The organism is Pseudoalteromonas sp. BSi20439 (genome assembly GCF_000241165.1).
GTDB lineage: Bacteria > Pseudomonadota > Gammaproteobacteria > Enterobacterales > Alteromonadaceae > Pseudoalteromonas.
Map to the genome: position 1 here is coordinate 1 of NZ_BADW01000211.1, position 15,347 is coordinate 15,347.

Genomic DNA, 15,347 nt, shown 5'->3' on the forward strand with positions numbered 1-15,347 from the left:
GCCAATAGCGACTGTATTTTTTTCATCCTTAAATACTTCAATTGCTGAAACACTCGGTGTAGCTAAAACACCTGCAATCGCCAGCGATACTAATTTTATTTTCATTGTGTGTGCCTTGCCTAATAAAGACGTTTTTATGATTACTAAATTTGAAGTGGTGCAGACTAGCAAAGCAATAAAAGGCTCAAAAGTGAAAAATTATCAATGAATATTAATGCAAAAATTGGGTGTTGTTCATTTTAAGTTAATGCTGTTTTCATTTTGTAGCCGTATAAACTACTATCGAATTTTGGAATAAGACATTTGGCTTAAATGCAGGGGAGGGGGAGTTGAGTTTTTTTCATAGTTATTACTTTCGGCATAGGTAGAGCTAAAACTCTAATACTATAAAAAACGTTAATATAGCCGTATAAAATGTTAATAAAAGTAAAATGCGACCAATTAGCGGTTTAGCACGTTTAATTTAGTTATTTGTCTGTAACGGCGATTGTTTTTTTATTAAACATATTTTTACTGCATAAACAGCACAAGAGTGAATTTTACTCAGCTTTTTTGTCCATTTATCCGTCCATTCCTTTGTCTGTTTTAATGCTTTAATAGTTAATAAACAGCGCTTCTTTACTTTAGGTTGTTACATAAACTTTCATAGAAAAAATCACTCGTTTGGTTTAAACTGCGCGCAATTTAAATACTTCAGTCTCCCTTGGAGGGTAGCGCTATTATTAGTACAGCTAACATCACCATGCAATTTGGTGCTAAACCGTTATTTGAAAATATCTCAGCTAAATTTGGCGAATCAAACCGTTATGGTTTAATTGGTGCCAATGGGTGTGGTAAATCAACGTTTATGAAAATTCTAAGCGGTGAGCTTGAGCCATCATCGGGTAATGTAAGCACAGATCCTAATGAACGTGTTGCTAAACTAAATCAAGATCAATTCGCTTACGAAGAGTACTCAGTGATCGATACTGTAATTATGGGTCACAAAGAGCTTTGGGATATTAAACAAGAGCGTGACCGTATCTATAGCCTACCTGAGATGAGTGAAGAGGATGGCATGAAAGTAGCCGACCTTGAAACTGAGTTTGCTGAAATGGATGGCTATTCTGCCGAGTCAAAAGCGGGTGAGCTATTATTAGGTGTTGGTATAGCGACAGAGCAACATTACGGTCCTATGTCTGAAATCGCACCCGGTTTTAAATTGCGTGTACTATTAGCTCAAGTGTTGTTTTCAGACCCTGATATCATGTTGCTTGATGAGCCTACCAATAACTTGGATATATACACGATTAAGTGGTTAGAAGATGTACTTAATCAACGTGACTGTACCATGATTATCATCTCGCATGACCGTCATTTTTTAAACTCGGTTTGTACACACATGGCCGATATTGACTATGGTGAGCTACGTATTTACCCGGGTAATTACGATGAATATATGTTTGCAGCAACTCAAGCTCGCGAACGTTTATTGAGTGAAAATGCCAAAAAGAAAAGCCAAATTGCTGAACTACAGCAGTTTGTATCGCGCTTTTCTGCTAATGCCTCAAAAGCAAAGCAAGCCACTTCACGTGCAAAACGTATTGATAAAATTCAATTAGACGAAGTGAAAGCCTCATCACGTCAGTCGCCATTTATTCGTTTTGAACAAGAAAAGCAGTTATTCCGTAACGCGCTTGAAATGACCAGCTTATCGCAAGGCTTTGAAGAAACTTTATTCTCAGGATTAGAAGGCCTAGTTGAAGTAGGTGAACGCATTGCTATTATTGGTGAGAATGGTGTGGGTAAAACAACACTACTAAACACCTTAGCAGGGCGTTTAGCACCTAAAAGCGGTGAGTTTAAATGGTCCGAAAATGCTAACATTGGCTATTATGCACAAGATCATGCCGATGAGTTTGAAAAAGACATGAACTTATTTGAGTGGATGGAGCAGTGGCAGCAAGAGGGTGATGACGAGCAAGTTGTTCGTAGTTTCTTGGGTCGTATGTTGTTTTCGCAAAACGATATTAAAAAATCTGTAAAAGTTATTTCAGGTGGTGAGCAAGGTCGTATGCTGTTTGGTAAAATCATGATGCATAAACCAAATATCTTATTAATGGATGAACCGACTAACCACATGGATATGGAATCTATAGAAGCGCTTAACTTAGCACTTGAAGCATATGAAGGTACTCTGATGTTTGTGTCTCACGACCGTCAGTTTGTATCATCAGTTGCTACCCGTATTTGGGAAATTAAAGACGGTAAAATAATCGACTTTAGAGGAAACTACAGCGAATACTTGGCGAGTAAAGAAGCATAACAGCAAGTATTTCAAGCATTTTAAAAAAGCCATGTTTAACATGGCTTTTTTATTGCCTGCTGGTCGCATTATTGCGGTATTTAAGTATATAATACCCGCCATAAAACCGGACATAAGTCCGCTATTTTTAAAATACATTACTGAGGAGTATTTATGACTGTTGGCATTATTATGGGTTCTAAATCAGATTGGCCAACCATGGAACACGCTGCGCTGATGCTAGAAAAATTTGGTATTGCTTATGAAACTAAAGTGGTTTCTGCTCACCGTACTCCTCAATTACTTGCTGATTACGCAAGTTCAGCAAGCGAGCGTGGCATTAAAGTGATTATTGCTGGCGCAGGTGGGGCGGCTCACTTACCGGGTATGGCTGCAGCGTTTACATCATTGCCCGTTTTAGGCGTTCCAGTTAAGTCAAAAGCGTTAAATGGTGTTGATTCATTATTGTCTATTTGCCAGATGCCTAAGGGCGTTGCTGTAGGTACATTGGCTATTGGTGAGCCAGGTGCAGCTAATGCAGGTTTATTGGCTGCACAAATATTAGGCTGTCAAAATCCTGAAATTTTCGCCAAAATTGAAGCGTTCCGTAAAGAGCAAACCGACACTATTCTAGCTAACCCAAATCCTGCAGAGTAATAATGACTATATTAATTTTAGGTGCTGGGCAGCTTGCGCGAATGATGAGCCTTGCTGGCGCACCGCTTAATTTAAATGTGGTTGCTTATGATGTTGGCAGCCAAAAAATTGTGCATCCGCTAACCAACCAAGTGTATTCAACCACACTTGAGCAAGCTATCGATGATGCCGATGCGATTACCGCTGAGTTTGAGCATATTCCCGATGATGTATTAACGCTTTGCTGTAATAGCAATAAGTTTTATCCAGGTAAACAAGCAATAAAAACCGGTGGTGACCGTTCACTTGAAAAAGCCTTGTTAGATAAAACCAAAGTAGCTTGTGCGCCATACCAACTTATTACTGAAAAAGCGCATCTTGAACAAGCAGTTAAAACATTAGGCAAACCGTTAGTAATAAAAACCTGTCAAGCTGGGTATGACGGCAAAGGCCAGTGGCGTTTAAAATCAGATGATGAAATAGACACTATTTGGGCTGAAATGGCTGACTTTATTGCATCAGGTACAGAGCGTGCACCTCATTCAATTATTGCTGAAAAAATGATCCCGTTTGATCGTGAAGTCTCTATTATTGGCGCGCGCGACAAAGAGGGTAACGTTGCAATTTATCCACTTACAGAAAATCAACATACAAACGGTGTGTTAACCCTTTCACTAGCCGGTAAAGATAATAGTTTAGTAGAGAGCCAAGCGACCTCGGCATTTACTCGTATAGCACAAGAACTTGATTATGTAGGTGTATTGGCCATAGAGTTTTTTGATGTTCAAGGTACGTTATTAGTTAACGAAATAGCTCCTCGAGTGCATAACTCAGGACACTGGACACAGCAAGGTGCTCACTGCTCGCAATTTGAAAACCATATGCGTGCTGTTGCAGGGTTACCTTTGGGTAATACGCAAATTAAGCAACCTACTGCTATGATCAATGTATTAGGCCAAGCACATATTCCTGCTGATGTTTTAAAAACGGCGGATGTAACCAGTCACTGGTATGGTAAAGGCGTTAAGCCCGGTCGTAAAATGGGGCATATTAATGTTTCGGGTGAGAGTTTACAGCAATTAGGTAGCCGCCTAAGTGAACTTACATCTTGCTTGCCAGAGCAGGATTACCCAGGTGTATTAGCTACCAGCAAATCGCTATTATAAGTTAAAAAATAAAGCGATAAATTTAATGCAATTTATCGCTTTACCTTCTAAAGGTTGTTTTTCAATGGTTCATCCAAAGTTTCGTACTATTGTGTTTGCTTTTTTTATGGCACTTTTCATGTCAGGGTTTATGTCATTTGTTATTTCAATATTTAATGTGGGTATGGTCGATAATATTGTAACTATATGGCTTAAAGCGTGGTTATTTGCTTTTTGTATTGCTTTTCCCACAGTTGTATTTGTTGCCCCCGTTGTCCATAAACTGACTAATAAACTTATTCGGGCTTAAAACTATGATGATCGCTAAACTGCATAAGCCAACATTCATATTATTACTGGCACTGTGTATGACTCCGTTTATAGGAGCAGGAAGTGCATTGGTATTAGGCGCCATATTTGCCATTACCTTAGGCAACCCGTTTAGTGAGCTTTCTCAAAAGGCCAGTAAAGTGATGCTCAAGCTTGCCGTTGTGGGCTTAGGCTTTGCTGTTGATTTTAATGAAGTAATTGAGGTGGGACGCAGCTCTTTAGTATTAACAATTGTTAGTATTACTGCCATAATCGGGCTTGGAGAGATTTTAACCCAGGTTTTTAAGCTTAATCGTAATACAGGCGTGCTAATTTCATTTGGTACCGCTATTTGCGGTGGCAGCGCCATTGCCGCTATGGCACCGGTCATAAAAGCTAAAGATCACGAAGTCGCTGTTGCCTTAGGGATTGTATTTTTACTCAATGGCGTGGGATTATTATTATTTCCCGCAATTGGGCACTATTTTGAGTTAACCCAACAGCAATTTGGTCTGTGGGCCGCATTAGCCATTCACGATACTAGCAGCGTAGTGGGGGCATCGGCTACTTATGGTGCTGTGGCACTGAGTATTGCCACTACGGTAAAATTGACCCGTGCGATGTGGATCATTCCTTATACAGCGGTTGCGGGAGTGTTTATGCGCTCTGACGAAAAGGCGAGTATTCCTTTATTTATTGTGGGCTTTTTATTAGCCGCATTAATTAATACTTATATGCCGTCGTTTTCATCCACATGGGAACTTATTAATAGTGCGGCTAAGCAATTATTAGTGATGACACTGTTCCTAATTGGCAGTGGTTTGTCGTTATCAGTGCTTAAACAAGCAGGTATAAAGCCGTTTTTGATGGCCATTACTTTGTGGGTTATTGTCAGCAGCACTATTTTATTATTAATTATAGATGGATTCATATAATGAAACGTAATCTGAGTATTACAGCAATCAGCAGTGTGTTATTTGCTGTTTTTTCTACCAGCCCTGTATTGGCTGAATCGCTACGCGTAGCAACCTTCAATGTTAGTATGGACGCCACTAATTACACCGCTAAAAATGAACAAGTAAAAAGTGATGCACTGGTAAACGCGCTTCGTTCAGACCACCAGCAAATTAAAAATATTGCTGAAATAATCCAACGTGTCCGCCCAGATGTGGTGTTACTCAATGAGTTTGACTACATTCCAAAAGAGCAAGGTATCGAGTATTTTAAAAGCCACTACTTAAATGTAGGGCAAAATAATCAAGCAGCAATTGATTACCCATACGTTTACATCGCCCCCGTTAATACTGGCTTAGCAACTGAGTTTGACTTAGACAACGATGGTAAAAAAACCGGTGTAATGGGTGATGCACAGGGCTTTGGTTTTTTTGAAGGCCATTATGCAATGGCGTTTTTATCTCGTTATCCAATTGATTTTGACAATATCAGAACCCTGCAAACCTTTAAGCACAAAGATTTACCCAATGTAAAAATGCCGGTTGACCCAAAAACCAATACCAATTGGTATAACGATGCAGAGTGGAATGCTTTACGTTTAAGCTCTAAATCTTTTTGGGATATACCCGTAAAGGTAAACGATAAAGTAGTCCATATGTTAGCGTCGCATCCAACACCGCCTGTGTTTGATGGCGATGAAGACAGAAATGGCATTCGCAACCATGATGAAATTAGGCTCATTGCTGATTACGTTAATAACGAAAGTTACCTCTATGATGATAACGGTAAAAAGGGTGGCCTTGCAGCACAATCCCGATTTGTGATTTTAGGTGACTTAAATGCCACTGCTGAGGGTGATAAAAAGCGCACTAATACAACAGATCAAATACTTAAAAGCCCATTGATTAACGCTGGCTTCATTCCAACAAGTGAGGGCGCTAAAGAGCAATACTCACAAGCTTATGCTAAAAATTATACCGCTAGCTGGCAAGCACGGGTTGATTACGTTTTACCTTCAAACTATGGATTAACCATTAAAGATGGCGGTGTATTTTGGCCGAAAAAGCAAAGCGAATTATATCGTTTAATTAAAGATAGAAATGCATCAAGCGACCACCGCATGGTATGGCTTGATTTAACGGTTGAATAAACGGGTTATTCACCCCAATATCAGCGTTGTTTATCTTAAATAATTGCAATTATAAAGGTGCTTCTGCTTAAATATGGTTAATTATAATAACCGTCAAGAAGCACTATGATTTTTAAATTCTCATCTTCTAAAACACTTGTTGCAATCGCTGTTGCATCAAGTGTTATGTTAGCGGGTTGTACCGCAACCGCCACAACTTCTACTGACTCATCTATTCAAACAAATATCACCGTTGCTAATGTTGTTAACACGCCCGCAGATTTGGGCGAATCAAAAATCACCCTTGAACAAGCCATGGCGCATCCTGATTGGATTGGACGCCAGCCACAAAGCGCTTTTTGGAGTGCAGATTCAAGTACCATTATTTATGCGCGTAAGCAGCAAGGTAGTGAGCTAAGAGATTTATTCACTCAAGCTGTAAACTCACAAACAGCAGAGCAAGTGGCACTAGAAAAATTACACCGTGTTGGTTCAAGTAAAGCTGTTTTTTCTAACGATAAATCACTTCAAGCTTATGTGTTTGAGGGTAACGTATTTATCAAAAACGTAAAGTCAGGCGTAATTAAACAAATTACGCAAAGCTCTGCTACTGAGTCAAAACCACAGTTTTTAAACGATGGTAACTTAGCGTATCGTCAAGGTAATATCTTTTTCAAAGTGGATTTAACCACAGGTTTAACCCGCGAAATAGCCAATTTAAAACTCGCTGACAAACCACAAGGCGTAAAAGAACCATCAACTTATATTGCCAAAGAGCAACATAAGCTTATTGATTACATTGCACTGCAGCACAAAAATAAACAAGATAAGCATGCGCGTAAAGAGCAAGTAAAAGCTAATAACAGCTCAATTGCTAACACTCATTATTATTTAGGCGATGGCAACACGGTTGATGAAGCAGAGCTTTCTCCAAATGGCGATGCGTTAATTGTAGTCGTACAAGAAAAAAGCTCATGGCGTGGTGAAGGCGATATTATGCCTAATTACATCACTGATGATGCGACGATAGAGCCTAAAAAAGTTCGCCGCCGCGTAGCTGATTCTAAAAAGCAAACTTCTGAGCTTGTTTATATTAACCTTGCAGATCAAAGCCAAACCACATTAGGGTTCAATACCTTACCTGGTTTTGATGAAGATGTACTTGCTGAGGTTAAAAAAGAAAACTACGCCCGTGAAGGCAAAACCTATAAATCTAAAAAACAGCCTCGTGGTATTAACGTTATTTCAGATTGGGGTTGGAATCAATCACCTATTAGCTGGAACGATGATGGTAGCCAAGTAGCTATTATGCTTGAAGCATGGGATAACAAAGATCGTTGGTTAGCCACTGTAGATTTTGAAAATAACAAACTTGTCTCTCAACATCGTTTACATGACGATGCGTGGATTGCCTATGCGTTTAACGACTTTGGTTGGTTAAATGATTCCACTACCTTGTATTATTTATCTGAAGAGTCGGGCTATAGTCAGCTTTATAAAAAGCCACTTGATGGTAAAGCGACTGCGCTTACCATGGGTAAATTTGAAGTATCTAATTTAACCCTTACTGATGACAATAGCGCTATTTACTATAAAGCGAATGTTGAGCATCCTGGCCTTTACGAAATTTACCGTGTAAACCCACAAACAGGTGTTAGTGAGCAAGTAACAGACTTAAATGGCATGACGGATTATACCTTAAGCCCAGATCAGTCTAAGTTATTATTAAGACACTCTAAAATTACCATGCCCACTGAGCTTTATGTGGCTGAGGCTAAAGCAAACACAACCGCAACTCGTTTAACTAACACGGTATCTGAGACGTTTTTTAGCTAAAAAACTCACGGCGCCTAAAATTGTTGCTGTGCCTTCAAGCCATACAGATCAGCCAATATACGCCAAAGTTTATTACCCGGCTGATTACCAAGAAGGTGAAACAGGTAAAAACCGTAAAGCGGTTATTTTTAACCACGGTGCCGGTTACCTGCAAAATTCACACATGGGTTGGTCTGGTTACTTTCGCGAATTTATGTTTCATTCATTACTTGCCGATGAAGGTTACGTAGTGATGGATATGGATTACCGTGCTTCTAAAGGTTATGGCCGTGATTGGCGTACTGCTATTTACCGCCAAATGGGAACACCTGAAACACAAGATTTAGCTGACGGCGTAAAATGGATGGCTGAAAATGCCAACGTTGATACTCAAGCGGTTGGTACTTATGGTGGTTCATACGGCGGATTTATGACCTTTATGGCGTTATTTACCGCGCCAGATTTGTTTCAATCAGGAGCGGCGCTTCGCCCTGTGACTGATTGGGCACATTACAACACGGGCTATACCGCTAACATTTTGAATCACCCAGATGTTGACCCAATTGCTTATGAACGTAGTTCTCCTATTTACTATGCTGAAGGGCTTAAAAAGCATTTATTAATCAATGCGCCTATGGTTGATGATAATGTGTTCTTTCAAGATTCAGTGCGTTTAGTGCAGCGTTTAATAGAACTTGAGAAAGAAAACTTTGAAACAGCAATCTTCCCAGTAGAGCCGCATGGTTTTGTGCAGCCTTCGAGCTGGTTAGACGAATACCGTCGTATTTATAAGTTGTTTAAAGAAACACTATAAATAGCGGTAAATTAATAAAAAACGCCACAATGTGGCGCTTTTTTATTCTTTATTTTTGCTGATGAATTTAATAATTAAAGGAACGCCCAACAATGCGCCGCCAATCGCGCCAATTAAATGTGCATCAACAGCCACCGTTGAGTTGATCAATGCGCCTATATCAGCACTAGGGCCATTTATTTGTTCAGCGATTAACTTTACCCACACACCAATAAACAACACATAACCCGATTTAAGTCCAACAGTGACATCCTTTATCGCTCCCCAAATGATCACGCCATGCAATAGGGCACTAAGCCCTGTGTAAATTGTAATTGTGGGGCAAAACCAAAAAACACCTAAGCCACACCAAATTGCCAATGTGGCAATATTAAAACCATATCTGCTTGGTGATGTGTACTCACCATGCAATAACCATATAAGCGCGATACCGGCACAATTCAACCCTAAGTGCGCCCAGTTGGCATGTACAAATTGGCTGGTAAATAAACGCCATAGTTGGCCTCGTTCAATCAGTTGACGATTAAATTCAAGTTCGTCGTTTATACCCAGCCATGCTAAAAGTGAGCTTAATAAAATTAAACACAAAGGAGGGAAAACATAGCGCGGCTGAAGAGGTAAATTAAGCATTTAGGGATCATTTTTATATTTATTTTTGCATATTGTGCCTGTTTAACTTTAAGATGCCAATTATCTTCCATGCAATTTAAGTTTAATCAGTAATTATGAATTTTAAGCTCCACTCTTTATTTGCTCTCTCTTTAAGTGCACTGTCTTTACCTTTATTTGCACAGCAAGCAAGCCAAATTGAAACACGTGAGCCTGAAGCGGCTACTGGCGTTGTACAAAAACAATTAGTGGCTGGTGATAAATATATGGTTGCCGCGGCAAACCCGTATGCTTCACAAGCGGGTAGAGCCATTTTAGCCCAAGGCGGTAGTGCTGTTGATGCCGCTATTGCCACACAATTAGTACTTACATTAGTCGAGCCGCAATCATCAGGCATTGGTGGTGGTACATTTATGATGTATTACAACAAAGCTAATAATAAACTTACCAGCTTTGATGGCCGCGAAACCGCACCGAGTAATGCCGATGCTAACCTGTTTTTAAATAAACACGGCAATGCAGTAAAATGGATAGAAGCGGTTGTAGGTGGCCGCTCTGTAGGCGTACCTGGTATATTACATGCGTTTGCCAGCGCCCATAAACAGTATGGCACCTTACCTTGGGCTAGCTTATTTAAACCTGCAATTACCCTTGCTGAGCAAGGGTTTGAAGTATCGCCTCGATTACATGGGTTACTGGTTAGGCAACTAAACCCAGGCGTAATGAGTATGCCGGTGATTAATGAGTATTTTTTCCCTAATGGCAAAGTAATTGAAGTAGGTAGTATTAAAAAAAATCAGCCACTGGCTAATTTATATAAAGATATTGCTTCAAAAGGAATAGATGCGTTTTACAAAGGCGATAACGCTAAAGCCATGGTAAAAGCGGTGCAAAAATCAAAAATCGCGCCTGGTAAATTATCTGTGCAAGACCTTGCTAATTACAGCAGTAAAGAGCGTGCACCCGTTTGTATAAAATATCGAGTGTATAATGTGTGCTCTATGGCGCCTCCTAGCAGTGGTGGTGTTGCAGTGCTACAAATTTTAGGTTTGCTTGAACACAAAAACATGGCAAATATTAAAGCCAATAGCGCCGAGGCAATTCATTACTTTAGCCAAGCCTCACGTATTGCATTTGCCGATCGTAATAAATACATTGGCGATCCTGACTTTACCCAAGTACCTACTCAAGAGTTATTAAATAAAGACTATATTGCCACCCGCGCAAAATTAATTACTGAAAAAGATCAAAAAGCATTGCCAGGCAATCCAGTGGATTACTTAAGCTATGCAAATGATGATTCTTTTGAGCTGCCCTCTACCTCACACGTATCGATTGTTGATAGCAACGGCAACGCCGTATCAATGACCAGCTCTATTGAAATGGCGTTTGGCTCAACAGTGATGGTAAATGGTTATATTTTAAATAATCAGCTAACTGATTTTTCACTTTCGCCACGTAAAAATGGCAAGTTAGTGGCTAACAGAGTAGAAGCGCATAAACGCCCGCGTAGCTCAATGTCACCGGTGATGGTATTTAACCAAGATGGCAGCTTACGCTTAGTGGTGGGTTCTCCTGGTGGGAGTCGTATTATTGATTATGTAGCGCAAGTGGTTATTGGTGTTCTAGATTGGGATTTAAACGCCCAACAAGCCATTAATCTACCGCGTACTACTAATCGTAATGATTATACTAGCCTTGAGAAAGGTACTGAGCTTGAAGCGCTTGTACCAGAGCTTGAAGAGCGCGGCCATGATGTACGTGTGATTGACCTAAACTCAGGCTTGCATGCGGTAGAGGTAAAAAACAACCGTTTGTATGGCGCTGCCGATCCGCGCAGAGAAGGGATGGCGTTATCTGATTTAAGTAATAATAAAGCCTCATTTAAATTTTAAAACATGTATAATAAACAGCAGGTTTGCTGCCTGCTGTTTTAAATGTAACAGATTAATAGTTAATAACTATTTGGTTGAAAATAGCATGTTAACTAACGTAAAAAAATTAGCAAACCTAAATATAATTGGCACTGTTGTAACCATTAAACAAAGCACGCAGCGCGTTTAACGTTTTAAACCCACATCAGGCAGCTAACATATTCACCAAATATGAGTGGCTTTATACTAAAGTAGCGCTTGTATTTGTACATTTTCAATGGTCTGACAAGCTTAAATGTCATTGCAATTTAGCCTTTAACAATGATAATGGCAGATCATTATTTAAGATTCAGTAAAGCTTGGAAATATGACTACAAATACCGATCCAAATTATCTTTATATTCCTTATTCTGGCCCAGGCCTAATTGAAACCCCGTTATTGAATAAAGGAAGTGCATTTAGCCAAAAAGAGCGTGAAAACTTTAATCTTGCTGGTTTACTTCCACCTCGTTACGAAACAATAGAAGAGCAAGTTGAGCGTTGTTACCAACAGTACTCAAGTTTTAATGACAACTTAAATAAGCACATCTATTTACGTGCCATTCAAGACAATAACGAAACGCTTTACTACCGTTTGGTACGCGATCATATTGAAGAAATGATGCCTATTATTTACACCCCAACGGTGGGTGATGCCTGTGAGAAGTTTTCTGATATTTATCGCAGTGCCCGTGGTTTGTTTATTTCTTATGAAGATCGCTTTCAAATTGACGATATTTTACGTAATGCCACTAAAGGTAAAGTTAAAGTTATCGTGGTTACCGATGGCGAACGTATTTTAGGCTTGGGCGACCAAGGTATTGGCGGTATGGGGATTCCAATTGGTAAGCTTTCTTTGTATACCGCCTGTGGTGGTATTAGCCCAGCGTACACATTACCGGTTATGCTTGATGTAGGTACCAATAACGAAAAACTATTAAACGACCCAATGTACATGGGTGCTCGACATAAGCGTATTGCGCAAGATGAGTACGATGAGTTTTTAGATTTATTCATTAAAGCGGTTAAGCGTCGTTGGCCAAGCGTGTTACTGCAATTTGAAGACTTTGCACAACCAAATGCTATGCCATTATTAAAGCGTTACCGTAATGAAATTTGTAGCTTTAATGATGACATTCAAGGTACTGCATCGGTTACTGTGGGCTCTTTATTAGCAGCTTGTCGTGTTAAAGGCGCTAAACTATCGACTCAAAAAGTCGTGTTTGTCGGCGCAGGCTCTGCAGGTTGTGGTATTGCTGAACAAATTGTTAGCACTATGGTGGCTGAAGGCATCAGTGAAGCACAAGCACGCAGCCAAGTGTTTATGGTTGACCGCTTTGGCTTGTTAACTGATGGCATGGAAGGCTTACGCGACTTCCAACAAATGTTAGCGCAACCAACAAGCTGCCTAGCCGATTGGACTTACAGTGGCGAATACGCGTCATTATTAGATGTAATGCACTGCGCTGAACCAGATATTTTAATTGGTGTATCAGGTCAACCGGGCTTATTTACTGAGCAAGTTATTCGCGCTATGCACGCGAAATGTGAAGCACCTATTATTTTCCCGTTAAGTAATCCATCTAAACAAGTAGAAGCTTACCCAGAAGATGTTATCAAATGGACTGATGGTAAAGCGATTGTAGCCACAGGTAGCCCATTCGACCCAGTTGTTTATAACGGCGTGACTTACCCCATTCCTCAATGTAATAACAGCTATATTTTCCCTGGTATTGGTTTAGGTGTAATTGCTGCTAAAGCAACGCGTATTACCGATGCAATGTTAATTATGTCGAGCGAAATGTTGGCAGAGTCATCACCATTAGCCAATACAGGTAAAGGTAGCTTATTACCTGCGTTAACAGAAATTGAAACGCTGAGTAAACGCATTGCTTTTGCAGTCGCTAAAAAAGCGATTGAAGAGGGCGTTGCCCTTGAAATTTCAGATGATGCACTGTGGGCAGCCATCGACAGAAACTACTGGTTACCGAAGTATCGTAACTACAAGCGTTGCAGCATTTAATGCTTCATTACTAAAAAACAGGCTTTTGCCTGTTTTTTTATGCTTGTTCATCTGCAATTAACCACATAAGGTGTTAACTAAGGCAATCAAATTTAAAAGGATAGACTTATGAAAACGCTTTCGATTATAACGGCTGCTTTGCTGAGTACGTCAGCCTATGCAACCAGTGCTCCTGAAGAGCCGCATATCTATGTTAAAGGTGAAGCTTCACTAACAACTATGCCCGATCATGTTCTATTAACAGTAGGTATTACTGAAATAGATAAAAACTTAATTGCCGCAAAAAAACAAACCGATACCACTATGGCCAACGCAATTAGTTTAGTAAAAAAACTAGGTGTAGCTGATGCCGATATTAATGCTGGTCAAATCTCAATCTATCGCGATAATCAATATAACCGTGAAACAGGTAAGCAAGAGTTTACCGGCTTTAAAGTATCGAGAACGCTGACAATTAAACTTTCTGCGATTAATAAATACCCTGAGCTTTTACAAAGCTTAGTTAATAATGGCATTAATGAAATTAGGCAAACCCAATTTTTAGCGAGCAACTATGATGAGCTGCATAAAAAAGCGCAAAAAATGGCAATTAAACAAGCTAAAGCAGCGGCAAAAGAATTAAGTGCTGATTTTGATGTTGAATTGAAAGGCTTATATAGTGCGTCTTTAAGTCCGCTTGATATGCCATCAGTACCTTACATGCGCAGTGAAAAAGTAATGATGGCTGATGGTGCACCGAGCAACTATGTACCCGATGCATATCATGCTGGTGAAATTACAATAAGCGCATCAAGTTACGCAATTTATTATATTGATTAAGCGCTTATAGGTGGGTGGCGCTCAAATCGTGCCACCAACTGCTTTCCTTGTGACTCACTAATACGCACAATGGCATACAGCATATTACTAATCTCTTGACGATCGTATTCGTTAACTATGTGCTGATTAATATCATCAACAATGGCATTTAAATAATTAAACACACTGTTTCGTGCATCCACATTCTCATTAGCAATAAATAAAATATTTTTAAATGCCTCAATAACGTTAGTCATTACATAGGCATCGGCTTTTGCATAATTGCGTAAAGGGGTGAAGTTATCATGAAGTAGTTCATCAAAACTGGTTTCATGAAAGTACAACAATGGTTGCTCATCTTTTTCATAGCATGAATAATTTATTGCATTAATCTTTAGTCGTTCTATTAATAATATACTCAACATATCAATAGATTTAACGGCAGTACCCGGATCGTTTATTCCTGGGCTCATAGCTTTTACCGCAATTTCAGAAATTTGCGTTAAACCGTAGCGGTAATGGTCACTAATGTATTCTTCTATATAAAATATAAAACAGTCTAGGATTTTCTCAATTAACGCTTCGTTCTCAGAAATATCCTTATTACATTTTAAAAACGGGTAACCTTTAACTGTAAAGTAACCTTGCTTAACCGTAATAAACAGCTCAATGTTTTCATCTGCTAGCAGGGCACACAATTTATTAGTGTGAACCCCTTTGTAGTAACCCTCGGTCGTACTATTTATTGAATGCCAGTTTGAAAACTCGGGAAAGTTATCAACGGGGTTTTCATTTTGCATATTGATAATGTCTTGAATTTCTTTTTTGGTTTGCCTAAACAACCCATTTAATACGTTATCAACTTGAATTGCTTTTGAAATAGAGTGAATAAAAAATACAAATAACCCTAAAGAGATT

Annotated in this window: 11 protein-coding genes and 1 pseudogene; 10 read left to right on the forward strand and 2 right to left on the reverse strand. The window is 39.5% G+C overall.

Annotated elements, in window-relative coordinates:
• Positions 1-718 precede the first annotated feature (718 nt).
• From P20439_RS15870 to P20439_RS15900, 7 genes and pseudogenes are all read left to right on the forward strand, one after another.
• Positions 719-2,305 carry an ABC-F family ATPase gene (locus tag P20439_RS15870; RefSeq protein WP_076919581.1) on the forward strand — a complete coding sequence of 529 codons (1,587 nt, stop codon included), beginning with the start codon at positions 719-721 and terminating at the stop codon, positions 2,303-2,305.
• Between the two features lie 153 nt (positions 2,306-2,458).
• Positions 2,459-2,941, forward strand: a complete 483-nt coding sequence (purE, locus tag P20439_RS15875) for a 5-(carboxyamino)imidazole ribonucleotide mutase (RefSeq protein ID WP_008114610.1) — start codon at positions 2,459-2,461, stop codon at positions 2,939-2,941.
• A gap of 2 nt (positions 2,942-2,943) precedes the next feature.
• On the forward strand, positions 2,944-4,086 hold the full coding sequence (locus P20439_RS15880; protein ID WP_008114612.1) for a 5-(carboxyamino)imidazole ribonucleotide synthase: 1,143 nt from the start codon (positions 2,944-2,946) through the stop codon (positions 4,084-4,086).
• A gap of 64 nt (positions 4,087-4,150) precedes the next feature.
• Positions 4,151-4,375 carry a DUF2798 domain-containing protein gene (locus P20439_RS15885; RefSeq protein WP_008114614.1) on the forward strand — a complete coding sequence of 75 codons (225 nt, stop codon included), beginning with the start codon at positions 4,151-4,153 and terminating at the stop codon, positions 4,373-4,375.
• A 4-nt stretch (positions 4,376-4,379) separates the two neighbouring features.
• A complete protein-coding gene (locus tag P20439_RS15890) occupies positions 4,380-5,309 on the forward strand; it encodes a YeiH family protein (protein WP_036934450.1) in 930 nt (309 codons plus the stop codon).
• Complete coding sequence (locus tag P20439_RS15895; RefSeq protein ID WP_008114616.1) at positions 5,309-6,478, forward strand: endonuclease/exonuclease/phosphatase family protein; 1,170 nt, start codon at positions 5,309-5,311, stop codon at positions 6,476-6,478. Before P20439_RS15890 ends, P20439_RS15895 begins: the two co-directional genes overlap by 1 nt.
• Before the next feature lie 105 nt (positions 6,479-6,583).
• Positions 6,584-9,086, forward strand: a pseudogene (locus tag P20439_RS15900) (prolyl oligopeptidase family serine peptidase).
• Positions 9,087-9,128: 42 nt separating this feature from the next.
• Here the strand turns inward: P20439_RS15900 and rrtA are convergent.
• Positions 9,129-9,716 carry a rhombosortase gene (gene rrtA, locus P20439_RS15905; protein WP_008114619.1) on the reverse strand — a complete coding sequence of 196 codons (588 nt, stop codon included), beginning with the start codon at positions 9,714-9,716 and terminating at the stop codon, positions 9,129-9,131.
• A 95-nt stretch (positions 9,717-9,811) separates the two neighbouring features.
• Here rrtA and ggt point away from each other — a divergent pair, with 95 nt between their 5' ends.
• The 3 genes from ggt to P20439_RS15920 all read left to right on the forward strand — a co-directional run bounded on the left by ggt (position 9,812) and on the right by P20439_RS15920 (position 14,450).
• Positions 9,812-11,590 carry a gamma-glutamyltransferase gene (gene ggt, locus P20439_RS15910; protein WP_008114621.1) on the forward strand — a complete coding sequence of 593 codons (1,779 nt, stop codon included), beginning with the start codon at positions 9,812-9,814 and terminating at the stop codon, positions 11,588-11,590.
• Between the two features lie 346 nt (positions 11,591-11,936).
• Complete coding sequence (locus P20439_RS15915; protein WP_008114623.1) at positions 11,937-13,631, forward strand: NAD-dependent malic enzyme; 1,695 nt, start codon at positions 11,937-11,939, stop codon at positions 13,629-13,631.
• Between the two features lie 108 nt (positions 13,632-13,739).
• On the forward strand, positions 13,740-14,450 hold the full coding sequence (locus P20439_RS15920; RefSeq protein WP_008114625.1) for an SIMPL domain-containing protein: 711 nt from the start codon (positions 13,740-13,742) through the stop codon (positions 14,448-14,450).
• Here the strand turns inward: P20439_RS15920 and P20439_RS15925 are convergent.
• A partial coding sequence (locus P20439_RS15925; RefSeq protein ID WP_036934454.1) for a DUF2254 family protein occupies positions 14,447-15,347 on the reverse strand: 901 nt, incomplete at its 5' end. The two genes, P20439_RS15920 and P20439_RS15925, sit on opposite strands and share 4 nt — an antisense overlap.